A 25,197-nucleotide genomic window follows, 5' to 3' on the forward strand; every position below is an offset into this window, starting at 1 on the left:
ATAGCGTCGACCACATGAAGATCGAACGCGTTGCGAATCGCTTCTCTGTCACAGCGCTGACGGCGCTTTCCGGTATCCATATCGCTTGGGGGCTGGGTTCGTCCTGGCCGCTGCCCGACCGGGAGACCTTCTCGGACGCCGTGGTCGGCCGCCCGAATCCGCCGGGCCCGACAGCGTGCTACGCGGTGGCGTGCGTGTTGGGGGCCGCGGCGCTCGTTGTCGCGGGACGGCCCAAGCGCAGCCCGGCTCTGTCCCGGCTCGGCGCCGCAGGCGTGGCGGGCGTGCTCGGTGTGCGAGGCATGGCAGGGCTCTCGGGGCATACCGATCTGATCTCCCCCGGATCGACCTCGGCTCGCTTCCGTCGCTTGGACCGGCTCGCCTACTCGCCCCTGTGCCTTGCGCTTGCGGCCGCTACGGCGATGACCGCCGCCCGACGCAACTCCTGACCAGAAAGCAGCTCACGGGTGGAGAGGGGTGCGCCCTGTGTCGTGTCACCCCCGCCGCTCACCGCCCCTTCATGGAACGGCCAGCGGCCAGTGGCCCAAGCCTGCCAGATGTGACGACGACTGTGGGGCCGTAAGGTGGCCCGCCCTTGGCCGATCAGGTGGGGAGCCGGCAATGAGCAGCGAGGACTTTCGCCGATGGTGGGCCGAACATCCGGTGCAGGCCATGAGGTCGGGCCTGAAGGCTTTGCAGCATCGCCGGTCGACGATCTGGAACTGACTTATGACACCCTGCGTGCCGCCGACAATCCGGACCAGGCGCTGATCACGCACGCGACCTGGCCAAACACCTCGTCACGCGACGCACTCCGCTTGCTGCACGATCGGTCCGTTCCAGCGCCCGGAGACGTTTCCCAGTCGGCCTGTTTCTGAAGATCGGCGCGACCGGATCCGCCCGTACTCTGCGCGAGGGCTGAGCCCGCCCTGCCCCCAGCACAGACGCGGTGACCAGACTCGACAATGAACGAGGAGCCGGCACGGCGAGGGCCCCAGCCTCCACGCCACGGCTGGACGACAGTGGCCACGGGTGGTGAAGTCCGTAGTCCTCCGGATCCGGCTGACGGCTCCCCTTCTTCACGGCCTCCAATGCTGGGCCGGCCGGCCTGGGTTCCCTTGCGCCCTGGGGTCTGGCGGAGCAGCGAGAGTTGCGGGCCTCCCGCACACTACCCGTCCTCAGCCACCCGCCGCTCGTCTTTCGGTGACGCAGATCACGCGGCTGGGCCGTCACGGGCGGGATGCGAGTTGCATCCCATGTCCGAGCTATTCCGAAAACAGGAGGCACACATGAGGGTCGTAGTGGTGGGCGCGGGCTACGCGGGAACAGTTGCCGCAAATCGACTGGCAAGGAAAGCGAAAACAGCCGAGATCACGGTGATCAACCCGCGTCCGGACTTCGTGGAGCGAGTGCGCCTGCACGAGCAGATTGCCGGGACCGGCACCGCGGCGACGCCGCTGACGTCGATGTTGCGCCGACGCATCACGACTCGATTGGACACCGTTGACAAGATCGGCGACGGAGAGGTCACGTTCGGTGGCGGATCGAGGCTCGACTTCGACTATCTGTTCTTGACGGTGGGCAGCACGGTCACCCCACTGGCAGGCACCCTACCGGTGGGGACCTGGGAGGGTGCGGTACGGGCTCGGGACGCCCTGGCTGAGCTGCCCCGCGCAGGAATGGTCACCGTCATCGGTGGCGGGCTGACGGGCATCGAGACGGCAGCCGAGATAGCGTTCGGGCGCCCTGACCTCCAAGTGACGCTCGTGGGGCGAACGATCGCCGCGAGCCTGTCGAAGGGAGCGCAAGAGCGGGTGCACACTGGCCTGTACCGCTTGGGCGTCGAGATCATCGAAGACTCCGTCGTGCACATCGACGGCGGCACCGAGCGTGGAGGAGCCGATACGGTATGTCTCCAGTCGAACCGGCAGATCGCCTCCGATCTCACGTTGTGGGCCGTGATCGGGAGCGTGCCCGGCCTGGCGGGCCACAGTGGATTGCAGGTGGATGCCGAGGGCCGTGCGACGGTCGACGAATATCTGCGCAGTGTGACCGACCCGCGCATCTTCGTCGCCGGTGACTGCGCAGCGGTGCGCGGGGCCCGGGCGGCTTGTGCCACAGCCCTGCCGCAAGGCGTGCACGCAGCCGATACCCTGGCGCACATGGTCGAAGGCCGTGATCCCATCCCGTACTCCATGGGGTATGCCGGGCAGGTCCTGAGTCTGGGCCGACGCGATGGATTGATGCAGGCCAGCCGTAGGGACGACACCGCGCTGCGGCTTTTCATAGGCGGGCGTACCGCAGCCGTGGGCAAAGAGCGTGTCTGCCGTTACGCGAAGTTCGGGGCCCGCACCGCCACTTATGCCTGGCTGCGAGCCCCGAAGTGACCCGACAGCCGGACACGGCGGATGAGTTCACCGCTCACAGAGCCCTGCTGTTCTCGATCGCCTATGAAATCACCGGCTCGGTGACGGACGCTGAAGACATCGTCCAGGACAGCTACTTGCGATGGCGCTCGGTAAACCATGCCTCCGTCGAGAACGTGCGGGCCTATCTTGCTCAGGTGGTCACCCGGCAGGCGCTTGGCACATTGCGATCGGCCCTCCGCCGCCGGGAGCTGTATGTAGGGCCTTGGCTGCCCGAGCCGTTGGCGACTGATGTAATCGCAGACAGGCCCAGTGGCATCGACCACGTACTCACCGGTGAGGCTGTCACCACGGCGATGCTCCTGGTGCTCGAGACCCTTACCCCAGCCCAGCGTGCTGTGTTCGTGCTGCGTGAAGTGTTCGCTTTCGACTATCAGGAGATCGCTGTGGCAGTGGGGAAGTCCGAAGCTGCGGTACGGCAGCTGAACCAGCGTGCCCGCAACAGCGTACGTGCCAGGCGGCACACGGCGATTGCCACTCCTGCGCAGGCGCAGCCCATCGCCGAACAATTTCTCACGGCTGCTGCCACCGGCGATGTTCAAGGCCTGATGGACCTGCTCGCACCAGACGTGGTGTTCCTGACCGACGGCGGGGGGGTGGTCAACGCGGCGCGTCGCCCCGTGGTCGGGCCGGACAAGGTGGCCAGGATGCTCCTCGGCCTGCTGGCCAAGGGCGCTCGCATGGGCGACGTTGACATCCGTATCGGTGCCTACAACGGGATGCACTCCGTCGCGGTGTTCATCGACGGTGCCCTCGATCAGGTAATGTCGGTCGAGGTGCAAGGGCGTGTCGTGACAGCTCTCTACTGCGTCCGCAATCCGGAGAAGCTAGCCGCCGTGACGAGTTGATCGTTCGCAGCCCTCGTAAAATGCCGTCACCTGCCCCTGTGGTGCGATGCAGTTGGCCGGAGTGGTCGCGGGGCGGGACAACGCCTCGGACGTGTCAATTTGCTCGTCTCGAGTGTAGGCCGCATCAGTTGCAAGTCCGCCGGCGGCCGCAGCCGGTACTCGGAATCTTCGCCCCCCAAAGTCCGACCACCCGGGTCGTGGACGGAGTCCACGACCCGGGTGGTCGGCGTCGAACCGGTATCTGTGACGACGCAACTGCCCGCGGAACCCGAAGTGGGCGGCCGAGAACCGTTACCAGGATTTCTGTGACACGCTCGCTTGGGCTTGGGCTTGGGCTTGGGCTTGCGGCGGGCTCGGGTTCCTAAATCCTGCTCAGTGATCAGTGGGCTGCTGAGACGACACGCTGTCGGCGGCGCCTGCATCTGACTCATGCGCCGCCGACGGGGATGTATTAACCATCTGTGCGGTAGCCGACTCATCGGACTGTCGCGGGCTGATGGCTTGCTCGAGTCAGGTTGTGCAGGTGATCAGTCGTACGGCTGGGGCGGAAACGAGCTGCGTGTGGGGGGCGCCCGGGAGTTGGACGTTGACGAAGCCGCCTTCGATCATGAACTTGACGCCCTCAGCCTGTTCGACAGCTTGCTCGGCACCGTCGATGAGCGTGTAGCCGGGCATGAGCTTGATCGACCCTGTGCGCCAGTTGCTGTTCACGCGGATACCTCCGGGAAGTCCAGGTCGGGCTGGGCAAGGTGGTTGAAGTAGTTGGATAGCGTGTTCAGTGCTATGTGGGCGACGATTTCGGCGATCTCGGCGTCGTTCACCCCTTCTCGGCGGGCGCCGGCCAGCACCTCGTCCTCGACTCGGCCGCCCGTGCGCATGATCTCGAGAGCGAGCCTCAGCGCCGCGTCGGCGTGCGAGTCGGTGTCGTCAGCGGCTTCACGGGTGCGGATGAGCTGGGCGTCGGTCAGGCCCATCTTCCGGCCACGCAAGGTGTGTGCGCTGACGCAGTAGGTGCACTTGTTTTCCTGCGCGACCAGCAGTGCGAGTTGCTCGCGGAGCCGGGCACTGAGGACGCCGCGGCTGAGGTGATCACGCATGGCCAGGTAGCCGGCCAGCGCGGCCGGTCCGTTGGCCAGAGCCCCGTAAAGATTGGGGAGGCGGCCAAGCTGGCGGCGGGTCTGTTCGAGAAGCCCTGTCGGGTCCTCGGTGAGCTGGGGCATACGGGACACAGGACCCCTCCAGATGGTACTGATCGGTTCCGTCTTCTCGTGAGACGGTACCGACTGGTTCCATATGCGTCAAGATCGGGTTACGCTCGATTCATGGCAACCCACGCACGCGAGCGCCTCCTCAACGCCGCCGAAGACCTCTTCTACGCCGAGGGCATTCGGGCCGTTGGCGTTGAACGGATCCTGGCCGAGTCCGGTGTCGGCCGTGCTTCCTTCTATCGGCACTTCGCGGGCAAGGACGAACTGGTCGTAGCCGTACTCCAACGACGCGATCAAGCCTGGCGAACCTGGCTGACCGAGCGAGTGGCCGCTCTCGGTGGAAAACCTCTGGATGTATTCGGCGCTCTGGCGGAGCGCTTCGCGGGCTCCGACTTCCGTGGATGCGCGTTCATCAACACCATGGTCGAGACCGCCGACACCGGCAGTCCCGCATACCGGGTCGCCGCAGACCACAAGGAGCACGTGACCGCGTACGTAGCGGGTCTGCTCGCCGAAGACGGCCATGAGGATGCGGAGCCGCTCGCGCGACGACTCGTCCTGCTGATGGACGGGGCCATTGTCACCGCTCTGCGGGAGCGTACGACCGTTCCCGCCGCGGAAGCCCGCGCCGTCGCGGCAGCCATGCTGGGCGATGTCGCCTGATCCGGGAGCGCTGAACGCAGCTTGAGCCGAATAAGCATGCACCGCTGAAAGTCTGGCTCCTTGTATGTCACCAGGGGCTGAGTCCGGGACGAGGGAGCCCGGGTGCGGGAGTCTGCGGTCCAGGCAACGGCGGGGCCAGGGTCATGGAGAATGCGGCGGGCAGCAGAGGGCGTATGCCCAGCCGTGGCCGGCGCGCTGTTCCGCCGACACTGACGTCCCCGCTGTTAGGGGCGCGGCGGGTGCCTCCTACGCCGGGGAGCCGTCAGGACTCCAAAGTGGGTTGAAAGAGCTCGTCGTCGAACTACGACGACGACAGGATGTTGCCGGCGGCAGGGATTCCCGCCGCCTGGACGGCAGTGCGCTGTGTAGGCCACCAGCTGGGCGCGGTGATCTTCGAGTTCATCGCGCCAGGCCTGCAGTTCGAGGTCGCGTTCGACGAGCAGTCGCTGCCGCCAGGCAGCGTGCTCAGGGCGCGTGTCGAGTCGTGATCACCAGAGAGAGCGGTCGATCTGCGGCTGGAGCACGGCCGAGGAACGGTGTTGCCCGCGCCTCCGATGGTCATTAAGGTCGGTCGCGTGACTACCGGGTCGGCCTTGGGCCATGCACGAGTAAGTTTCCCGGCCTCGGCTTGAGCCCGTGGCGGGCCAGGGGGCCGCCACCTTCTCCGCCTCTTTGCTTCCCGGCGCCTGCGTACTGCGCCTTTCAAGCGGATCACCGAGACCGGAGACACACCACTGATGTCCTACAACCAGCCGTACCCACGTGTCGACGTCCAGCTGAACCACACGGCTGTCTAGGCGAGCGACCGCTACCTGTCCGCCGAGTTCATCGCCGCGATCTTGGGCCTGAAAGTCGGCGCACCCTTTGGGCCGTTCCTGCCAGTTGATCTCGGCAACGGCGTGACGCTCGACTATTGCGAGAAAAGGGATGAGCCAGTCCAGTCGCAGCGCTATGCCTTCCTCGTGCCTGACGAGCAGTTCGACGCTGTGATCGCCCGTCTGGGGCTGGTCGGGGTCACCGACTATGCGGACCCTGGCCACACCGACTCCGGCCGGCTAAACGATCTGTTCGGTGGTCGCGGCGCATACTTCGACGACCCGGATTTGTTGATCAGGCACTCGACGGTGTGCCTCTCCTTGCAGAGGCCGGGGCCGTGCCGACGGGGCGGCCGCCTCGGGGGTCCATTATCTTCCGGTCGGCGGCCTGGTCCATCTTCTCCGGTACGACGGGTTTGATGCCGCGTTTGCGCAGGTGGGCACGGTTCCCGTAGGACGAAAGGCTTTGCCCAAGGCGACGGCGACGGCGTCGGGTCTGTTCGGCCGGTACGTCGTGCCCGGCCTTCCAGCCCTCAATGGTCAGCCGGAGGTCGGTACCCACACCTGGCCGAGATGGACGCCGAGGACGGCGACAGTACCGGCCTGCTGCTAGGCCACGGCGGTCAATGAGCGGGCCGTACCGAGCGTGCGGTCCTGGCCGCGGTGCCGCGTGTGTTCTGCGAGGGCGAGTTCCGCGCTACCGGCGAGAAGGGCGTGCGTCTCTGCGGACTCGACGTGCACGGCCTCGTGTAACTGGGTGGTCTCCTAATGGCCGATAACGTCCCAGGGCACTGCTGACCAGGTCGGACGACGATGAAGCTGGCAAAGGCATGATGATCACCCAGCGGCAACATTCAAAGAAGTCGGACCAGAACCGCATCTCGTGAATGAAGCCACACGTGACCCCGAGCGAGCGCCAGGCATGTGCCCTCAGCGGTGGGCTGGACGGGATACGGCCTGGTGCCGCTTGCTGAGGTGGGTGTCACGGTTGCAGGCCCCTGTGCGCCGCGGCTCGTCGCGCCAAGAGCCGGTCGGCAAGCACATAATAATGAACGGCCCCGATCAGGTGGTGATCACCCACATGGACGTCTTCGGCAGTGTCGATGCCGGGCCCGACGATCCCTTGGCGGACGTGGTGGCGGTGGTGGTAGATGGCCATGACATGGTCACTCATTGGTCACAGGGTGCAGCGGAGCTACTGGACCGGACTGCCGACGAGGTCTGCGGGCGACCCCTCGGGCACCTGTTCACCACTGATGGTGCACCTGACGATGCCGCTCGGGCGGACTCGCCGGCCGTCCTGCGGCACGCCCACGGACGGGGCGTCGCCGTCATGTGTCGTCTCCTGCGGCTTCAGGGCGCTTCGAGTCGCCTACTGCTGGCTCTCCCCGCTGACCGGGGGAAGCAGTATGAGCAGGGCGCTGCGCTGCTCCGCGCTCTGCTTGCTCAGGACAGGATCGGGGTCGTTGTACGAGACGTGAATCTGTCGCTCTTGTGGACAAATCTCACGTCAGCGTTGCCGCCAGGTAGCAAACTGTCCGGTGTGATGGCCGCTCCGGACGCCGCGTCCGCCGAGGCGCGGCTGCGTACAGTGCTGGAGACCGGAGTCCCTCAGGTGGCCGAAGAGCAGCATGTGCGATCCCTGTCGGATCCGTCACGCGAGTGGTCGGTGTCTGTGTCGGCTGTTCGGACCACAGACCGCAGCGGACGTCCATCCGGGGTCACGGCACTTCTGACGGACGCGACGGCCCAGTGGCTGGCATCCCGCAGGCTCGGGTTGCGCCATCGGGCCGCCGTGGCCGTCGGGCACTCACTGGACCCCGAACGCATCGCCCAGGAAGTCGCCGACGTTTTGGTGCCTGACTTCGCGGACATGGTCTCCGTCGATCTCGCCGAAGCCGTCCTGACGGGCGACGAGCCGCCCTTTGTGCGTGGAGGAGGCAATCTTCAGCTACGACGCGCCGCAGTAAGGGCGACCGGCCGCTGGCCTTCCGGTGTGCTGCAACCGGGTATGGCCGTACCTCCGTTCCCTGATCTGCCTGGAGTCCGACAGCTCCAGGAGGGGCAAACGGTCTTCGTCGACAGAACGAGACTCGAGAAGGGATTTGCCCCAGACCTGGCGAGCCTCATCATTCCGGACAGCGCGCGTCACTTCGCTGCCGCGCCGCTGTTCGCGCGGGGGCTGGTGCTCGGTGCCATCGTCGCTTGGCGAACCCGTCGCGAGGAACCCTTCAGGCAGCAGGACGCCGATCTGCTGACCGAGATCGCGGCACAGGCCGCGCTCGGCGTTGACAACGCGCGCCGGTACACCCGCGAGCATCGTGCCGCCGTAGCACTGCAAAGGCGGTTGCTGCCGCCTGCGAGTGCGCGCACAGCGGCGGTGCAGACAGCGAGCAAGTACCTGCCTGCCGCCGGTGGCGCCGAGATCGGCGGCGACTGGTTCGACGCCATCCCGCTGCCCTCGCTGAGATTTGCGATGGTCGTCGGTGACGTGGTCGGGCACGGCATTCACGCCACGGCGACCATGGGGCGGCTGCGCGCCGCGGTCCAGACGCTAGCCGACCTCGAGTTGCCCCCGGACGAAATACTCACCCGCCTCGACGACCTGGTGCTCCGGATCGCCGCCGAGGCCGCCCCGGCCCACCGAGACACCATCGGTGCTACGTGCCTGGTCGCACTCTATGACCCGGTCACCGAGGAGTGCGTGATCGCCAGCGCTGGGCATCCACCACCTCTTGTAACTCAGCCGGACGGCACCACCCGGCCTGCGCCGGTCGATCCGGGCCCGCCACTCGGTGTCGGCGGGCTGCCGTTCGAGACCACGACCGTCCGCCTCGCAGCGGACAGTTGGCTCGCCTTCTACACCGACGGTCTGCTCGACCCGTCAGCCGCGGATGTTGACGCCGCCGTACGTCGGCTCGGCGACCGCATCGCTGATCAGCACCGCTCGGGATGCTCTGTCGGAGAGGCCGTCCGTGTCCTGACTGCCGGTCACGCCGACCTGCATGCAGCCGACGACGCTACGCTGTTGCTCGCACACGTCCGACCACTGCGTGCAGATGTCGTGGCTGAGTGGACGTTCCCCGCGAACCCGGCCGCGGTCGCCGACGCACGATCCGCGGCCCTCGCCAAGCTCGCGGAGTGGGGGCTCACGGATATGGACTTCGCCGTCGAACTGATTGTCAGCGAACTGGTCACCAATGCCGTCCGATACGCGGGTGGACCGATCGGTCTACGGCTCATCCGCCACGCCGTGCTCGTGTGCGAGGTCGTCGATCCGAGTAATACTCAGCCCCGGCTGCGTCGCGCGTCGACCGGAGACGAGGGCGGACGGGGGCTGTTCCTGGTTGCCCAGCTGAGCAGTCGTTGGGGGAGCCGGTACGGACTGTCGGGGAAAACCATCTGGGCCGAACTGGAGATGCCCGGTTGAGACGTGCTTGAGGGTCCCGGATGTTTTCGCCACAGCTCCACGAAGAGTCACCGGGGTGACCTCCTGCCCGAGATACGGCACTGACTCCGGTGGCGTTTTCGCGGTATCCGCTTCGACCTGCACCAGGCCGATGAGAACGCCCCCCAGCACCACCTCGACGGACCGTGACCTCATCCACACCGGCCGGCCCTACGGGGACTTGCATCCGTCTGGGTCAGTCGTGATGGCGGCGATCCCGGGCTCCAGTGAGGGTGGAGTGGTGCGCGACGCTCCCGTCGGCACGTGTCCCCAGTCCCGAGGAGCAGTGTCATGTCCGATCGCAATACCGTCATCCGCAGCCTGCACGATGTGGGTCTGGCGGCCTGGTTCGGTGGCTCCCTCATGGGGGCCGTCGGTCTCAACGGGGCAGCGAAGGATCAAGGTGAGACGGCCCGGGGCAGGGCGCGGATCGCCTCGTCGGGGTGGGCGAAGTGGACGCCCGTCAATGCCGCCGCCATCGGCGTGCACCTGTTCGGCGGCGGCGGACTGCTTGCCGCGAACGCTCACCGGGTCGCCGCCCAGAAGGGCGTCGGGGCCGCCACCACGGCCAAGACGCTCGTCACCGTTGCGGCTCTGGCCGCGACCGCCTACGCCCGGGTCCTGGGCAAGAAGGTCGAGCTGGCCTCCTCTTCCGACCCGCAGGACGCCGAGCAGGCCGAACGGCATCCGATCGACCTCGACAGCGCCCAGCGGCAGCTGGCTGTGGCGCAGTGGGCGGTTCCGGCCCTGACCGGATGCCTGGTGGTGCTCAACGCCCTGCACGGTGAGCAGCAGCGTCCTGAGGAGCAGCTGCCCGGCATGTGGGAGCGGGCACGCTCCGCTGCCGTTCCCTTCATCCCGCAGCATTCCTGAACGATCTGCTCGCGCCGGGTACGGGGCGCCGATCAACGCTTCGCACGCGACACCCCGTGCCTTCCGCCCCGCCCGTCCGTCGGCAAGGCGAGTGCGCGTACGCGGCCGACTCGCGGCTCGACCGCGGCAGTCAGCGCACGGCAACCCTGCGCCGGGGCTCGGTGCTGAGCTCCCGGCGCACGTCCAGCGGCGCAGCCGGACACTGAGCGGACCCGATCCCGGGTCGTAGCCGTATGGTCTGCCGTCGGTCGCCCGCCATCCGCAGCGGATCTCCCGACCCCGGCGGTGCGGCCGGCACGGCCACAAAGATCTGCACCCTCGTGGGATCAGGCCGCGACGAGGTTCTGCTCGCGATCCGGCGTCCTGACCTCGGGCTTGCTGTTCGGCAGCGAGAGCCGGAAGACCTTGTGCCAGGCGGAGAACACTTGCTTGGGCAGCGGCCCGGTGACGTACTCCAGCTCGTACTTCTCGAACAGCGCGCGCACCTTCACCGCGACCTCGGCGTACCGGTTGCTCGGCAGATCCGGGAACAGGTGGTGCTCGATCTGGTGCGACAGGTTGCCGGTCATGAAGTGCATGGCCTTGCTGCCGCTGATGTTCGCCGAGCCCATCATCTGGCGCAGGTACCACTGGCCGCGCGTCTCGCCCTTGATCGACCGGCGCTCGAAGACCTGCACGCCCTCGGGGAAGTGCCCGCACATGATCACCGAGTGGGACCAGATGTTGCGGACCAGGTTCGCGGTGAAGGTGGCGGCGAGCGTGGGGAGGAACGACGGTCCCGACAGCAGCGGGTGGATCACGTAGTCCTTGAGCACCTGCTTGCGGATCTTGCGGCCCACGGCCCTGGCCCGTGCGCGGAACTCCGGGTTCTTGCGGCGGCGCTTGTGCAGATTCTTGCCGAGCTCCAGGTCGTACGCTGCGATGCCGTACTCGAAGAAGCAGGCGTTGAGGAAGTTCCAAAGGGGCTGGCCCAGGTGGAACGGGTGCCACTTCTGGTCCTCGTCGACGCGCATGATGCCGTAGCCGAGGTCGTTGTCCTTGCCGATCACGTTGGTGTACGTGTGGTGCAGCTCGTTGTGCGAGTGCTTCCACTGATCGGCCGGCGAGACGTGATCCCACTCCCAGGTGGTGGAGTGAATCTTCGGATCCCGCATCCAGTCCCACTGGCCGTGCAGGATGTTGTGGCCGATCTCCATGTTGTCCATGATCTTCGCCACGGACAGCCCGGCGGTGCCGATCAGCCACGCGGGCGGGAACATCGAGAACAGCAGCACGCCCCTGCTGGCCAGCTCGAGCGTGCGCTGCGCGGCGATCACCTTACGGATGTAGGCGGCGTCCTTCTCACCACGGCTGGCGATCACCTCGTCGCGGATCGCGTCCAGCTCGCGGCCGAGCTCCTCGATCTGCTCTGCGGTCAGGTGGGCGGTGGGGTCGATGGCGGTCAAACTGTTCCTACCGTTCGATGTCGCAGGGGCCCGCCGCGGCGGACACGCAGGTCTGGATGAGGACGCCCGGCTCGGCCTCGGTGATCTCGCCGGTGCGCAGGTCGCGGACGGCGCCCGCCTTGAGCGGCGAGACGCAGCCGAAGCAGATGCCCATGCGGCACCCGGAGGGCATGAGCACACCGGCCTGCTCTCCGACGTCCAGCAACGGCGTGACGCCGTCCGCGTCGACGCTCTTGCCGGTGGCGCTGAACGTGACCTCGCCGCCGTCACCGGCGACGACGATGCTGGGGCGGAAGCGTTCGGTGTGCAGGCGCTCCGGGACGCCGTGCTCGCTCCAGTGCTTCTCGGCGGCGTCGAGCAGGCCCGCAGGCCCGCAGGCCCAGGTCTCGCGCTCGGCCCAGTCGGGCACGATTTCGGCGAGGCGGGCGATGTCGAGCATGCCGTCTGTGTCGGTGTGCACCTCGGTCAGCCGCAGCCTCTTCGCCGCGACCAGGTCGTGGAGCTCGTCGCGGAAGATCACGTCGTGCGGCTGTGGCGCGCAGTGGACCATGACGACGTCGTCGAGCTCGCCGTCGCGCAGCATGCCCATCACGGGCGTGATGCCGCTGCCGGCCGTCAGGTAGAGCACCTTGGCGGGTTTGGCCTGCGGCAGGACGAAGTCGCCGGTCGGCTGGTCGAGCTGGACCAGGGTGCCGGGCTTCGCCCGGTGGACCAGGTGGTGGCTGACCTTGCCGTCCGGGATCGCCTTGACGGTGATCGTGACGCGGCCGTCCCGGCGGTTTGTCGGCGAGGTGAGGGAGTAGGCACGCCACAGGCGCACCCCGTCGACGTCGACCCCGATCCGCACGTACTGACCTGCTGTGTGGCCGCGCCAGCCCCGTCCCGGTCTGATCACGATGGTCGCGGCGTCACTCGTCTCGGGGTGCACGGCCTCGATGCGCCCACGCAGGTCAGCGCCCGTGCGCAGCGGGCTGACCAGGTCGAGGTAGTCCGAGGGCAGCAGGGGCGTCGTGACCATCTCGAGCAGTTTCCACGCCCTGCTGCGGAGGGCTGTACTCGTCATGACTCCAGCTTGCTGCGCCTCAGGGCGTAGAGTCCTGACCGCAGGATGTGAATCTGGTCGGTCGAATTGTTCGCAGGGAACAAGAACATGAGTTACGCAATCCAGCGGGCCAGCGAACTGGACCTGGATGAGACGACGGTCACCGCACTGCGGGCCGCGCTGAAGAGCACCGCCGACGAGGTCGTCCAGGCGATCATCGACGAGGTCCCGCCCTACGCCAACGCCCTTTCGGGCCACATGGGCGTCACCATCCGCCGAGCCGTCCGCACCGCCCTGGGGCATTACCTGGACCTCGCGAGCGGGAACGCCACAGGCGGCGACGCCGGTGACGCGGCCTACGAGCTGGGCCGCGGCGAGGTCCGCGACGGTCGTTCGATGGACGCCTTGCTCAGCGCCTACCGCGTCGGTGCCCGCGTGGCCTGGCGATGCCTGGCAGCGGGTGCCGTGCCCGCGGGTCTGCCGGCCGCGGAGGTCGCCAAGTTCGCCGAGCTGACCTTCGCCTACATCGACGAGCTCTCCGCCGCGAGTGCCGCGGGCCACGCCGACGAACTGGCCGCTCGGGGCAGAGACCAGGAGCGCCACCTGGAACACCTGGCCCGCGACCTCCTCGCCGGTGCGAGCCCGGACGTGCTGCTGGCCTCTGTCCAACGGGCCGGGTGGCAGCCTCCGGTGTCGCTGACCGCGGTCCTGCTGCCCGCGGGCCATGCCCGACCCGCCTACCGCGCGCTCGACGCGAGCACCCTCGTCCTCGATGATCTGCCGGACGCCACCGGTGTGCTGCTCGTTCCCGACGCCGACCGATCACATCTCTTGCGGCGGCTGACCGGCCGCAACGCCGTGGTCGGCCCGGCGCGGCCGTGGACGCGCGCGTCCGCCTCGTACGCCCGAGCCGTACGCGCGCGTTCCCTGTCCTCTGAGATTCGCGATACCGAGGAACACCTGCCCGAGCTGGTGCTGAGTGCCGACCTGGACGCGTTCGCGGACCTGCGTGCCCGAGCCCTCGCACCGTTGCGGACCTTGCCTGTCGCGACCGCACGGCGGCTGGAGGAGACTCTGCGGGCGTGGCTGCTGCACCAGGGCAGGCGGGACGAGACGGCGGCGGCCCTGTTCGTCCATCCTCAGACAGTCCGGTACCGGATGTCGCAGTTGCGGGAGCTGTTTCCGGATCTCGCATCGCCACGCCAGGTCCTCGAACTGACGCTGGCGGTCGGTCTTCAGGACAGCTGAGTCACGGCATCGGTCTTGATGTCGTCAGCTGGCTCGTGCTGCTCGGGCAGGAGTGGTGCCGTGACGATCGGCGTCACGGCGATGGTGAGGTGTCCGTGCAGTTCCAGGACGGTAAATTGACCGGCTTGCGCGTCCGAGGACACGCTCAACGCGTGTTCTTGGTGCGGCGCTCGCTCGCGGTGGCCTGGACCCACCAGGAGTCGGATCCGGTCTGGATCGGCGCGCAGAAATGCCGGGAGCACGTCCGGCGCTGTGACCTCGCCGTACGGCTGCGGGCCGAGACTGAGGGCACCGCGTAGCCGTCGAGCAGCGCTGTTGCCCTCACTCCTCGCCCTGTTCGCCCTCATCCAACCCGAGCGCACCCGGACGGCGAACGGGCGTAAGGCACCGGCGGCTTACAACTCCGCGCGCTGTTTGTGAGTCCAACTCCAGGTATCACAGGCATACGGTGCTTGGAGGGTGAGGGATGCAGGTAGGGAAGCGGGTTGCAGTCACTGGTGCGCTGGCTGCGACGGTGCTGGCGTTGGCACCTGCGGCGGTGGCGGGTGAGCGGGACACTTCGGTGAGTGTGACCCGCGAGAGGGGGCATGCGGCGACGTGCCAGACCGAGCGGGACGGCATGCAGGTGTCGTTGGAGCTCTACGAGAACTCCGCCTTCGGTACTCACATCGGCCTGTCGCTGGAAGTGGACGGGCAGCAGTACGGGGGTGGCGGGCCCGTCGAGCCGGGTCTGTTCGACCGGGGTGTCATCGTCGGAGAGGTGGCATACGGCCGGCTGGAAGGGGCCGGGGCAGCTGCGGGGGAGCAGCAGATTGCCCGTATTGAGGGCTCGTACGAGGTGTCCGGCCCGCGCGTGCGGGGGTAAGGATGTGTACCAGGAGCCGTGGGGCCAGGTGGTGGCAAAGGGCTGGCGGACTCCGTTGACCGCCGAGGTGGCCGTGAATGTGCTGGGGCGGCAGGTGCAGCTCACCTGTGATGAGGCGTTCGCTTTCGACCTGAGGGTCAAGCGCGTCGGCCAGCCGGGAGCCGACGTGCCGGCAGGCTAGGAGAACACGGGAGCGGGGGTTTGGGGCTCCCAGCGGCCCTGCGCACCCCCGCCCCCGGGCCCGCGCCCACCCGACCTGGAACTGGGGGAGGCCGGGCCTGAGGTGCCGTCCAGGCGCCCTTAACTGGCGTGGGGTGACGGCTTGTTGCCTTCTATAAAGTGCGAAATGCCTTATTCGGCAGCATAATTGGACGGAGGGGGACAGTCTGAGGAGTCGCCATGCCCATGCTTCTGATCAAAGGCCTGTACGAAGTCAAGGGCTCCCAGCCGGACGGGGACACGGTGGCCTTCACCCCCGACGCACCGGCCGAATGGGACCTCGTGGGCGGCGGGCGCGGCCGCGCCGTCGAGCACAGTGCCACGGGCCGCGCGAAGCTGCGGCTCGACGCGATCGACGCACTGGAGACGCACTACGGTGCGAACCGGGTCCACCAGCCCCTGCGGTTCGCCCACGCCGCGCGCGACGAGTTGCTGAGCTGGATAGGGTTCACCGAGGTCCAGCGTGAGGGCGAGAACGTGATCGCCACCACCCCGGACGCGGTCCCCGGCTTCGTCCTCACCCGAGGCACCGACGTCCACGGCCGGTGCATCGCCCTGGCGGGCCGTGGCGCACCACCGGGGGACAGCGGACGGGAGATCGACGTCGACCCCGCCGTCCTGAGGACGACGCTCAATCACCACCTGCTCACGGTGGGCCTGACTTACCCGACGTTCTACCGCAGCCTGTTCACCAGCCTGCGCGCCGAGATGGCCATCACCGCCGAACAGGCCCGGACAGCGGGCCGGGGCCTGTGGCCGACTGACGTCACCCTGAGCGGGGTGAAGGTGAGCGGCCTGTCCTCGCTGACGGACGACGCCGTGCTCCTGCCCAAACTGTTCCGCCGCCTGGTGGACTACCTGAACCTCGGAACGCTGCCGCTCACCTGCTTCCCCGCATTTCTGGCAGGCGTGGGGGACCGGTTCTCCATCCTGTCCACGGGTGAGCGCTGCGTGGGACTGCACAGGGTCGTGGAGACCACCAACGGCGAGACCGTGCGGATGACCCACCCGCCCGAGGACCTGCTGTTCGAGGACTCCTGAGAACAGCTGAGACCGGCATGAGCCCCGCCCGCAGCGGGCGGGGCTCATGCCGGTCCCGGTCTCAGGTCAGTCCTGCTTCAGCACGTCGAACCGCAGCCCGCTCGATCCGCCCCCGGTTCCGCTCACCTTGCGGCGGGTGGTCCACGCGTGCGCGGAACCGTCCTGCCACCGCGTGAACTGCCGACTGCGCTCGACACGGATGCCGGAGCGCGGCACCTCCTCCTCGTAGAGGCCGGTCGTCTCGGCGAGGAGTCGGCCCAGTGGAGCCTCGAGCGAGGCGTCGTCGCGGACCAGATGGGCCAGACGGAAGCGGATGGACTCCTCGTCGGCGAGGGTTTGCGGGACCAAGGGGTACCAGTGGGCGGGTACGTCGGTGGCCAGCAGGTAGCGCGGGGCGGCCTCGGCAGGCGGCTCCGCGGCGCCCTGGGCCGGCGCGGGGGGCGGTGTGGCGGCGATCCAGCGCGAGTAGCGGTCGACCCGCTCCTCGGCGCGGTCGGCGACCGTTTCCTCGACGGCCCAGGCGAGGTTGGCCTGTTCGTCGCGCAGCAGGAGCACCGATTCGACAGCGGGGCTCTCCAGACCGTCCGGCAGGGACGCCGGCCGGTAGATCCAGGGCGAGGGCGGCATCGCCATGCCCTCGGCCGGAGGGACACCGCCGTTGGAGCGGTCGCCCAGGCCGAAGAGGTTCCAGCTGACGAGGTCGCGGGCGGTGGCGTGACCGAGGGTCGTCTCGCCGCCGAAGACGTCGTGGACGGAGCAGTCCACGACCCGGCTCAGGGAGCCGACGACGAGCGGTAGCGGCACACAGAACCAGTCGTTGCCGTAGACCGTGGCGAACGCGATGAGCATCAGCCGGCCCAGGTCGGCGGGGGAGGCGTCGACGGAGCCGAAGTCGATGCGGGCGTCCTCCATCTCCCAGAACCGGGACACGGGCATGCCGCCGTACACCGCCGGGGTGGGGACGATCGTGCGCTGCTCGCGCGTCACCGCGGCTGCGTCGACCGGCAGTTGGGCGTCCGGGGCGGCGTCCACGGCCCACCAGTCGAGGTGACCGCCGTGGTATTCCCCGGCGTTGAGTACGAGGCCGGGCAGGCTGGAGGCGCGCACCTCGAAGGCGTACTCCAGGCGGGCGGGGTTCCATGCCTCGGGCGGCTTCGCGGGCTGGGGCGGCGCGGCGTCCGGGACGTGCGCGTGCCACCAGGACAGCCAGGTGACGGCCGCGCTCGCCAGGGCGTCGCGCGCGGCGTCGGTGTCGGGCGCGTCGAACTCCTTGGCGGCCGTCTGGTCGCGTTCGGCGATCCGGGCCAGCCAGGGCGCGAGGGCGACCGGGTCGGGGAGCCGGTCACGCACGGCGGCGGACAGACCGGTGGGGGCCAGCGGGCCATCGGTGGCGAAGGGGCAGACCCGGGCGAAGGCAGGCAGCAGGGCGACGAGTCCGGCGACGGTCAGCGCACGCCGCCAGCGCATCGCGCCGGCCATCGCCAGCCGGGCGTCGAGGCCGTTGCCGGGTTCCCGTTCGACGAGGGCCTCCAGGACCATCGTGTCCGGCTCGTACGGCTGCCACTCGGCATCGGCACGGGTGCGCCAGCCGTCCAGCCGGTGGGCCTCCTGGGCGAGCGAGACCTTGACGGGGGAGGCGGCGTCGTCGCCCCGGAACTCTCCGAACGCGTACTGCCGGGCGAGGAACCAGGCGGCGTCGGCGGTCCGGGCGGCGAGTGCCTCGTCCATGCCGGTGTCACGCGGCACGGGTTCGTACCGGAACATGGTCATAGCGGTCCCCATCCGTGTGCCGGCATCGTCCACTGCATGGGCAGCAGACCGCGCAGCTCGTAGAAGTCGGTGAGGTCCATGCCGCGCAGCCGGGCGAGCGCGAAGGTCTCCTCGACCACGGCGTGGACGTCCTCCATCCGCCAGCCGCGTGTGCGGTCGGGCGGCAGCGCCAGGAGCAGAGCCTGCGGGGCGCGGGCGTCGGGCTGGTTGTAGTGGAAGGCGAGGCCGCCCAGTTCCTCCGGCGGGTGCTCGCCCACGCCGGGCTCGGGCACGGACTCCGTCCAGGAGTCCACGATCAGTCCGGCGGTCTTTTCGGCGTCAGGTGCACCGTCGGCGCGCAGCACCGCGCAGTGGTGCGGGAAGGGATGACTGCGCGACGCTACGGGTGCCCGGCCGCGGGCGATCCAGGGCTGCCCGGCGGGGAGTTGGGCCACGACGGTGGTGCAGGGGGCCGTGCCGGCCAGCGTCTCGGCGGCCGTCAGCGCGTCACCGAAGGCCTGTGTCTGGGGCCGGACGCGTTCCATCTCCAGCAGCCAGTCCGCGACCGTGTCCTCGTCGGCCTCCTGCGGGGCGGGCCCGGTCAGCGCGCCCGCCGCGGCGCTGCCGCCCAGGTGGAGTACGGGCAGGACGGGCAGGGTCCAGCCGAGCACCGAGGTGAGCGTCGCGCGTAGCCGGGTCACCCACTGCAGCACCGCCGACGGATCCTGTGGTGGCGGCCCCGGCAGGGCGGGAAGCGGCTCGGCCTCGAAGCGGTTCAGCACCGCGAGGGCCTGACCGCGGAGCGACTCCACCCGATCGGCGTCCTCTCGGGCCGACGGCCACGCGCCGGACATCCCCAGGTCGGTGAGAGTCTCCAGGACCCGGACGACCTCGTCGACCGTGCCCGGCAACGCCTCCACCTGCTCGCGCAGTTCGGCGAGAGCGAGGGTCACCGCCCCGTGCCAGGCCGTGACTCGGGCGGCCAGCTCCGGCAGGTCGGCGGCCGACCAGTCGTCGCCCGCGCCGGGGTCGAGGTCGGTGACGAGCAGTGGCCGGGAGCCGGCCAGGACTCCGGCCAGCGACCGGCACAGCAACTGCAGTTCGCCGAACCGGGCGGCCCCGGTGTCGGTGACCCGGGCTCCCGCCGGGACACGGCGCAGCAGCCGGTGTGCCAGCACGCTCTCGGCCCCGGTCACGGCGTCGGGCTGCCGGTCGGCGCCGTCCCGGAACAACCCCGCGCCCAGGACGACGTCCAGCGCGCAGACCCCGAGATCGGCGAGGGAGACCTGGGCGGGGGCGGCCGGGTCACCGAAGGCGAACGTCCAGCCTGCGGCGTCACCGAGCCGTGTCTGGCACCAGCGCTCCAGGGCGGGTTCCAGTGCGGCGAGCGGCCGGCCCGCCGTCCAGCCGCCCGTACCGGTGGAGGGTGCCAGCAGGCCGAGCCGGTGGGTGAGCGCGACGGCCGAGCGGGGTGTGCGCAGGACCTCGAACTCCTCGGGCAGTGTGTCACCGCGGGCGATGCCGTCGGCGGCCACACCGGCCCGCAGCGGATGACCCGCGACGAGTTGGTGCACGCTTTCGGCGAGCAGTAGGTCGCCGACCGCGTCCACGGTGGCCTCCAGGTCGTTCACGAGCGGACCGGCCCGGTCCAGCAGCGGCCGGCTCTCGTCGGTGAGCACCTCGGTGAGCGAGTCAAGGTCCTGGAGCTGACGGCCGTGGGCCGTGTGGTCGGCGATGAGCGCGCGACCGTCGACGACGTCGCGGGCGGCCGTCGCGGTACGGGCCTCCTGCGCACCCGGCGCGTCCGGCTCGGCGAGGCGCGGGGTGGGATACGCGGCGCGGAAGGGGGCGATCAGTCCGTCCAGGTGGGCGTCGTGCAGGGCGCGTTCCAACTGGTAGCCGAGCAGGGCGCCCAGGGTCTGGCCGGAGCGGACGCCGTCCACCACGGCGAGGGCCTGGCGCACCCGGCGCGCCCGGAGGTCGACGCGGAAGGCCTCGGCGTCGGTGTGGCTGAGCCACCCCGAGCGCAGGACGGCGGCGGTGGTGGCGTGGTGCATGGAGGGGGCCACGAGATAGCCGTCGTGGGTCTCCTTGATCCTTTCCTCGGCGGGCTCGGCCGGAGTCTCGTCGTCGGTCGGGGCCTGGGGGTTCTCTTCCGCGTTTCCCACGATCTCCGGGTCCTCGTCGTCCTCCGGGTCGGTCGGCACGGACTCCTCGCCGAAGCCCAGAGGACGCAGATCGGTGACCCAGCCGTACGCCCCGAGGTGGGTGCCGTCGGGGCGGTCGCGGCGCAGCCGGTTCAGCCGGGCGGAGGCGACGGAGGTCATCCAGGCGTCCAGGCGGTGGCTCTGCGTGTCCAGCACCTCGCACAGCAGGAGCTCCAGCCGGGGCAGGTCGCCGTCAGCCATCTCCTCGGCCGCGGCGAACTGGTCGATGGCGGTGGCCGCCCAGTCGAAGAACTCGGGGACCGTGCCGGGCGGAACCTTCACCTGACCACCCGTCAGGTCGATGACGGGGTCCACGGCGCCGCCGGACTGGAGCCGCTGGTCGAGCCGGAAGTAGTACAGGTGAAGGGCCATGATGGCGAGGTGGTACCAGGGCCCGAGCTTGCCGCTGCGGGTTCCCTCGAAGGCGGGGCCCAGGTCGAACAGCCGCTGGGTGACCTCGGGCGGCACCTCCTGCTGGAGGGATTGCAGGTGGGCGAACTCCTGCAGGGCGCCGAGGAGCGTGCGCAGCGGGTGGGCCCGGAGCAGGTCCCTCACCTCCGGCGCGGGCGCGGCCGTGAGGGTGAACTCCAGCGGCTGCGGCAGGAACGCCGGGTCGGGCGGCTGCTGCCAGGCGAAGCCGCTCTTGTACGGGATCGTGCCGGTCGGCGTGTCCGGCGCGGGCTGGAACGGCGGGCTGACCGGCTCCTGTTGGACGAAGCGCAGCCGCCGGGAGGCGGGCAGGCGGTGCAGCAGGTCGTTGATCACCTCGTCGGCGTCACCGCTGCCGAGGGTGGGCGAACGCCAGCCCTGGGACTCGGCGAAGGTGCGGAAACTCTGGAGGTGTTCCAGGATCCGCAGGTCGACCTCGGTGCCGTGCCACAGGTCGAGTGAGGTGACCGGCAGGATGCCGTAGGGCTGCCGTCCGATCCGGATCGTGGGCAGCGTCCCGCGGCCGCGCACGTGCTCGACGAAGTGCTGGACGAGGAAGGTCAGGTCGACCTGGGTGTCGGAGTCGTAGTTCATCCAGTTCGTGGACGCGGCGGCCATGGCACCGAATGCTGCGTGCAGTCGGCGCAGCAGGTCGTGGTCGTCCACGTCGAGCCCGTCGGCGGTCTCGGCCAGCACGCGCCCGGCGGCGGGTCCAAGGGCCCGGGCGGCGCGGGCGGCGGCCTGAGGGCTGCCGGGCGCCAGGTCACCGAGGGCCGCGAGGGCGGCGCGCTGCTCGTCGGCCTTCTCCGGGCTGGGCGGCGGCATCCGGGTGCGCCATGCCGACCTGGTGGACTCGGTGTTGTTGGTCGGCGTGCCGGTGGGCAGCACCGCCAGGCCGTCGGTGCAGCGATGGGCGTCCAGCAGGGTGCCGATGAGTTCAGCGGTGTGCTCCGAGGCCCCGCCGCGCACCCCGGCGACGGTGACCAGGCTGAAGTCGGAGCGCGTCTCGCCCTCGATGAGCACCTTGACGCCCATGCCGACCCGCACGGCCTCCTCGAAGTCGCTGAGCCAGCCGGGTGGGACCGGGCTGTCCGGGCCGAGGCCGACGTCGAGCACCTCCGGGATGGGCGCGCCCTCCTGGCGCCAGACCAGCCCGATCTGTCCGTCCCCGACAGTCTCGTAGCCGGAGAACACCAGCCGGTCGGGCAGAGCGTACGTGTGAGCCGGCCGCGTCCAGCAGCCGTCGCGGCTCTGCGGTTCCACCGCCCAGGGAGCCGGTGAGGGCGCGCTCGCGCCGGGCGGGGTCTCGGTCCGTGGCGGATCCTGCAGGCCGGGCCGCAGCGCCTTCACCGCCCATGCGGCGCGGCCCGGACCGATCGCGGCGACGAGTTGCGCCCAGGCTGCCTTGCGGCGGTCCTGGTTGGGGCCGGCCGCCCAGACCTCGCACCAGTACGCCTCCGCCGCGACACGTTCGGCCGGGGTCAGAGCCGGCTCGTGGGAGTCGACGTGGATGTCGTCCGGGTAGGCGCGGATCCACAGTTCCAACGCGGCCTCCCCGGTGTTGCGGTACACCGTCTCCAGGCGCAGCGGCAGGAGCAGCAGCGGGTCGGAGTGGCTGTCGGCCGACCACAGCTCCGGCTCCTCGCAGGCCAGCTCGTGGTAGGTGTCGCGGGCGGCTTGATAACGGGTCTGGTTGGTGGCCGCCTCCTGGCCCTGGGCGAGATGTTCGGCCTCCAGGCCACTCTCCCCGGACTCGATGCGCTTGTTGTACATGGCGAGTCCGGCGCGGGACCAGTCGAGCGCGATCCGGGCGTCTGCGACGGCCCGGCGGGCCTTGGCCAGTTCCAGGTTGACGGTCACCTTGGATCTCCGATCAGTTTGCGGGCCGACATGACGACCCGGAAAGGCCGCTGCAGACTCACCATGGCCACGGTGGCGGCGTTCCACCGGTCCGGCCGGGGTTCCTGCTCCGGCACGGCGGGCATCGCCGACAGGTCGGCGAAACCGCCCTCCGGGACCTGCCAGCTCAGGTCCGACCAGTGCCGGTACGGCGGCGCCGGATCCACCGGGTTGTCGAAGCCGAACCGCATCCGGTAGCTGTTCTCGGCGAGTACGAACCACCAGTCGTGGATGTCCCCGGGCAGCACGAACGCGTACGCACAGGTCCGTTCGTCCAGGGTGAGCACCATCCTCGGGTGCTCCCAGGTGCTCTGCCCGAGGTCGGCCGCGCCCACGGACTGGGCGGGGACGGCGGCCACGACCATCTGGGGGTACCGGCGCACGAGCCGGCCCCGGATGAGCAGCACGTCCAGCTCGCCCGCGCCCAGGGTGAGCTGGGCGCTCAGCGCGCCGTCCGGGTCCCAGGCGTGCACGGGCGGTACGTCCGGCTCGCCGTCGGGGCGCGGCCAGAAGTGTGTGAAGGGGCTGCCGCGCAGGTCGGTGGGGTATTCGCGCCAGCGCATCTCGCCGTTCATCTCGTCGTTGACGCCTACCATGAACGAGGCGATGAACGGCGCGTTGGCCTGGAGCAGCACGGCCCGGTCGTCGGGGATCGTCCCGGAGCCCGGGAGGAACCAGTCGCCCGCGGTGTCCTGGAGTGCCAGGGCCATGGGCGCGGGGAAGTCCGGGGCGGTCATGACCGGCTCGCCGGGCGTGGCGGGCACGGCGAGCGCCTCCTCGGACAGGATGGTGACGGTGCTGTCGAGCCGGGCCGCCAGCAGGGGCCCGGGGTCGAAGGCCTGGGCGAGGCGCTCGCGCATCCCGTGCGCGTCGACGGGCACACCGAACTCCATGATGTGCGCCCCCGGATCGTCGCCCATGGACGCGTCCGGCGACAGGGCGGTGTCTGGCTCCGCCAGCGTCATCACGGCGTCCGGCGACTGCTCGGCGAACGCGGGGGACAGGCCACCGGTCAGGTCGGACAGCTCCACGGCGGACAGCGCCTGGAACATCCGCAGGGCGTCGGCCGGTCCCGTCGTCCCCTCGGCGGGCGCGATGCCCTCCGCCGGGCGTGCCACGAGCGCGGTGAGCGCACCTGCCTGGGTGTCGAAGCCGTTGGCCCACGCCGACGGCGCCATGGCCGACAGCAGCCTGAGCGTCCGGGCGCCCCGCGCGGTCGCGGTCGCCCGCAGGGCCGTGCCCACCTTGGCGTTGAGCTCGACGCTGTCCTCCCCCGCCAACTGCCCGGCCTCCACCGGCCGGGTCAACATTGCCGTCGGCAGCGGCGGCAGCAGCTCGCCGCTGAGCGTGCGGCGGACGTACGACTCCCCGTCGAGGCCCGCGCGGCGGGCGACCGGCCCACGGCGCCGCAGCAGCCGCCGCAGGGCCGGGGCGACCAGCTCGTTAGGGGCCGGGCTGACCACGACCTCGGTCCGCAGCGGCAGTTCGCTCCCGGTGCGGACGCGGTCGCCCACCGCAGCGGCGAGCCCGAGCGTCTCGTCGGGGCTGAGGGTCTGCACACTGCGCCGGTAGACGGAGTCGGCGACCGCGGTGCAGAAGGCGGTACGGCTGCGCAGCCGGTTGGCCTCCCGGACGTCACCGACCTGGTCCCAGGCCCGGGCCATCAGCCACTCCTGGTTCTCGCGCACCCAGCCCGCGCCGAGGGATGCCGCGATCCGGGTCTCCGGATTCAGGTTGAGCTCGGCCAGCCACCCGGACTCACCGTCCTCGACGTCGTCGCGTACGACGGGGCGGCCGCCGTACAGCGGCGGTGCGACGGCGTCCTCGGTGCCCCGGCTGATGTGCCGGGCGACGCGGGAGGCGAAGTCGGCGAGGGCGGTGACGGCCTGTTCGGCGGGGGAGTCGACGAGCTGGAGCACGCCCTGCACGGTGATGGTCTGCCGGGCGCCGGGCGGATCGGCGGAGGCCAGCGGCGGGCCGTGCAGCCACGGTTGGGTGATGTCGACCGTCCGGCCGGACAGCGGGCCGCGTTCCTCGGCGGACAACGGGACGATCGCGGTTGCCAGTTGCTCGAAGTCGCCCGGGGCGCCGGTGTGGAACTGCCAGCTGTAGTAGACCGGCAGCCGGACGCCGCCCTGGTCCCGGCGCCAGGCGTCGCCGTGCTGGTCGACCTCGGTGAGGCCGCCGGACAGTCCCGCGGCGACCCCGCCCTGGAAGGCCGGCACGACACAGGCCGTGTAGTCGGTGTCCGATCTCAGGTGCAGTGGGCACAGCAGCCGTGAGATCAGCGGACCCGACTGGCCCGCGGGGCGCTGGACGTGGGCCCACTGCCACGACTGGTCCAGCGGCGGCAGGGCCGTGGCGTCGACGTCCACGAAGGGCAGTGGCCCGCCGCCCTGCAGGGGGTGCCCGGCGGTCTCGACGGCGACCAGCACCAGCCAGGGCCGCAGCATGCCCTCGCTGGGCCGGGCGGGTGTGAACAGCCAGGGCAGTTGGGGCGCGTCGAACTCCACGCAGACCAGGTAGTTCGGCTCGGCGTCCTGGATGCCGGGCGGCGGATCGACCCGTAGGACGTGCCTGGTGTCGATGCCGATGACGGCCTCGGGGCCGAGCATCCGCAACGCGTCGCCGGGCGGCCTGACCGGGATCTCACCGCCCGGCCCGAGCAGGGTCAGCCCCGGATCCAGCAGCGCGGGCCCGTTCGGTACCGTGCTGCGGATCGCTCCGCCGACGGGGCTTTGCAGGTACGGGGCGAACTGGAGGTCCTCGGACATC

At 69.9% G+C, this 25,197-nt stretch carries 21 protein-coding genes and 2 pseudogenes; 14 read left to right on the forward strand and 9 right to left on the reverse strand.

Annotated features, from left to right (window positions below; translation table 11 throughout):
* Positions 1-14: 14 nt before the first annotated feature.
* From ACFYQQ_RS21515 to ACFYQQ_RS21530, 4 genes are all read left to right on the forward strand, one after another.
* Complete coding sequence (locus ACFYQQ_RS21515; protein ID WP_355791935.1) at positions 15-446, forward strand: DUF3995 domain-containing protein; 432 nt, start codon at positions 15-17, stop codon at positions 444-446.
* Between the two features lie 195 nt (positions 447-641).
* A complete protein-coding gene (locus ACFYQQ_RS21520) occupies positions 642-875 on the forward strand; it encodes a hypothetical protein (protein WP_355791938.1) in 234 nt (77 codons plus the stop codon).
* 411 nt (positions 876-1,286) lie between these two features.
* Positions 1,287-2,384 carry an FAD-dependent oxidoreductase gene (locus tag ACFYQQ_RS21525; protein WP_355791941.1) on the forward strand — a complete coding sequence of 366 codons (1,098 nt, stop codon included), beginning with the start codon at positions 1,287-1,289 and terminating at the stop codon, positions 2,382-2,384.
* Positions 2,381-3,271, forward strand: coding sequence for an RNA polymerase sigma-70 factor (locus tag ACFYQQ_RS21530; RefSeq protein ID WP_356242464.1), 891 nt, complete (start codon positions 2,381-2,383; stop codon positions 3,269-3,271). Before ACFYQQ_RS21525 ends, ACFYQQ_RS21530 begins: the two co-directional genes overlap by 4 nt.
* A 510-nt stretch (positions 3,272-3,781) precedes the next feature.
* Here the strand turns inward: ACFYQQ_RS21530 and ACFYQQ_RS21535 are convergent.
* Together ACFYQQ_RS21535 and ACFYQQ_RS21540 are read right to left on the reverse strand one after the other, a co-directional pair.
* On the reverse strand, positions 3,782-3,982 hold the full coding sequence (locus tag ACFYQQ_RS21535; RefSeq protein ID WP_355794189.1) for a hypothetical protein: 201 nt from the start codon (positions 3,980-3,982) through the stop codon (positions 3,782-3,784).
* Positions 3,979-4,491, reverse strand: coding sequence for a carboxymuconolactone decarboxylase family protein (locus ACFYQQ_RS21540; protein ID WP_355794188.1), 513 nt, complete (start codon positions 4,489-4,491; stop codon positions 3,979-3,981). Before ACFYQQ_RS21540 ends, ACFYQQ_RS21535 begins: the two co-directional genes overlap by 4 nt.
* A gap of 102 nt (positions 4,492-4,593) precedes the next feature.
* On the opposite strand from ACFYQQ_RS21540, the gene ACFYQQ_RS21545 reads away from it, so the two are divergent.
* The 3 genes and pseudogenes from ACFYQQ_RS21545 to ACFYQQ_RS21555 form a co-directional block, all read left to right on the forward strand.
* Positions 4,594-5,142, forward strand: a complete 549-nt coding sequence (locus ACFYQQ_RS21545) for a TetR/AcrR family transcriptional regulator (RefSeq protein WP_355794187.1) — start codon at positions 4,594-4,596, stop codon at positions 5,140-5,142.
* Between the two features lie 356 nt (positions 5,143-5,498).
* Complete coding sequence (locus ACFYQQ_RS21550; RefSeq protein ID WP_356242461.1) at positions 5,499-5,630, forward strand: hypothetical protein; 132 nt, start codon at positions 5,499-5,501, stop codon at positions 5,628-5,630.
* Between the two features lie 324 nt (positions 5,631-5,954).
* Positions 5,955-6,245: pseudogene (locus tag ACFYQQ_RS21555) on the forward strand (VOC family protein); the annotation flags it as partial.
* Here ACFYQQ_RS21555 and ACFYQQ_RS21560 read toward each other — a convergent pair.
* A pseudogene (locus tag ACFYQQ_RS21560) lies at positions 6,245-6,494 on the reverse strand (IS5/IS1182 family transposase); the annotation flags it as partial. The pseudogenes ACFYQQ_RS21555 and ACFYQQ_RS21560 sit on opposite strands and share 1 nt — an antisense overlap.
* A 511-nt stretch (positions 6,495-7,005) precedes the next feature.
* On the opposite strand from ACFYQQ_RS21560, the gene ACFYQQ_RS21565 reads away from it, so the two are divergent.
* Entirely contained in the window at positions 7,006-9,387 is a 2,382-nt protein-coding gene (locus ACFYQQ_RS21565) for a SpoIIE family protein phosphatase (protein ID WP_356242459.1), read from the forward strand.
* Between the two features lie 309 nt (positions 9,388-9,696).
* On the forward strand, positions 9,697-10,278 hold the full coding sequence (locus ACFYQQ_RS21570; RefSeq protein ID WP_356242456.1) for a hypothetical protein: 582 nt from the start codon (positions 9,697-9,699) through the stop codon (positions 10,276-10,278).
* Between the two features lie 326 nt (positions 10,279-10,604).
* On the opposite strand, the gene ACFYQQ_RS21575 is transcribed toward ACFYQQ_RS21570, so the two are convergent.
* Positions 10,605-11,723: an acyl-CoA desaturase gene (locus ACFYQQ_RS21575; protein ID WP_355785190.1), complete on the reverse strand. Its 1,119-nt coding sequence runs from the start codon at positions 11,721-11,723 to the stop codon at positions 10,605-10,607.
* 7 nt (positions 11,724-11,730) lie between these two features.
* Positions 11,731-12,786 carry a ferredoxin reductase gene (locus ACFYQQ_RS21580; protein WP_355785187.1) on the reverse strand — a complete coding sequence of 352 codons (1,056 nt, stop codon included), beginning with the start codon at positions 12,784-12,786 and terminating at the stop codon, positions 11,731-11,733.
* An 87-nt stretch (positions 12,787-12,873) separates the two neighbouring features.
* On the opposite strand from ACFYQQ_RS21580, the gene ACFYQQ_RS21585 reads away from it, so the two are divergent.
* Positions 12,874-14,013: a helix-turn-helix domain-containing protein gene (locus ACFYQQ_RS21585; protein WP_355785184.1), complete on the forward strand. Its 1,140-nt coding sequence runs from the start codon at positions 12,874-12,876 to the stop codon at positions 14,011-14,013.
* Here the strand turns inward: ACFYQQ_RS21585 and ACFYQQ_RS21590 are convergent.
* Positions 14,001-14,156, reverse strand: coding sequence for a hypothetical protein (locus ACFYQQ_RS21590; RefSeq protein WP_355785182.1), 156 nt, complete (start codon positions 14,154-14,156; stop codon positions 14,001-14,003). The two genes, ACFYQQ_RS21585 and ACFYQQ_RS21590, sit on opposite strands and share 13 nt — an antisense overlap.
* Before the next feature lie 9 nt (positions 14,157-14,165).
* On the opposite strand from ACFYQQ_RS21590, the gene ACFYQQ_RS21595 reads away from it, so the two are divergent.
* The 4 genes from ACFYQQ_RS21595 (at position 14,166) to ACFYQQ_RS21610 (ending at position 16,138) form a co-directional block, all read left to right on the forward strand.
* Entirely contained in the window at positions 14,166-14,312 is a 147-nt protein-coding gene (locus ACFYQQ_RS21595; protein WP_356242454.1) for a hypothetical protein, read from the forward strand.
* Positions 14,313-14,479: 167 nt separating this feature from the next.
* Positions 14,480-14,878 carry a hypothetical protein gene (locus ACFYQQ_RS21600; RefSeq protein WP_355795351.1) on the forward strand — a complete coding sequence of 133 codons (399 nt, stop codon included), beginning with the start codon at positions 14,480-14,482 and terminating at the stop codon, positions 14,876-14,878.
* A gap of 4 nt (positions 14,879-14,882) precedes the next feature.
* On the forward strand, positions 14,883-15,059 hold the full coding sequence (locus ACFYQQ_RS21605) for a hypothetical protein (protein WP_355795353.1): 177 nt from the start codon (positions 14,883-14,885) through the stop codon (positions 15,057-15,059).
* A 218-nt stretch (positions 15,060-15,277) separates the two neighbouring features.
* Complete coding sequence (locus ACFYQQ_RS21610) at positions 15,278-16,138, forward strand: nuclease (RefSeq protein ID WP_356242451.1); 861 nt, start codon at positions 15,278-15,280, stop codon at positions 16,136-16,138.
* A 66-nt stretch (positions 16,139-16,204) separates the two neighbouring features.
* Here the strand turns inward: ACFYQQ_RS21610 and ACFYQQ_RS21615 are convergent, their stop codons facing one another.
* From ACFYQQ_RS21615 to ACFYQQ_RS21625, 3 genes are read right to left on the reverse strand one after another with little or no spacing between them, the layout of a single operon-like run.
* Positions 16,205-17,908 carry a hypothetical protein gene (locus tag ACFYQQ_RS21615; RefSeq protein ID WP_356242449.1) on the reverse strand — a complete coding sequence of 568 codons (1,704 nt, stop codon included), beginning with the start codon at positions 17,906-17,908 and terminating at the stop codon, positions 16,205-16,207.
* On the reverse strand, positions 17,905-22,383 hold the full coding sequence (locus tag ACFYQQ_RS21620; protein ID WP_388904978.1) for a hypothetical protein: 4,479 nt from the start codon (positions 22,381-22,383) through the stop codon (positions 17,905-17,907). The genes ACFYQQ_RS21615 and ACFYQQ_RS21620 overlap by 4 nt, the downstream gene beginning before the upstream one ends.
* Positions 22,380-25,196, reverse strand: coding sequence for a hypothetical protein (locus ACFYQQ_RS21625; protein ID WP_356242444.1), 2,817 nt, complete (start codon positions 25,194-25,196; stop codon positions 22,380-22,382). The genes ACFYQQ_RS21620 and ACFYQQ_RS21625 overlap by 4 nt, the downstream gene beginning before the upstream one ends.
* Position 25,197: the final 1 nt, after the last annotated feature.

It is taken from the genome of Streptomyces sp. NPDC005496 (genome assembly GCF_042872045.1).
Taxonomy (GTDB): Bacteria; Actinomycetota; Actinomycetes; order Streptomycetales; family Streptomycetaceae; genus Streptomyces.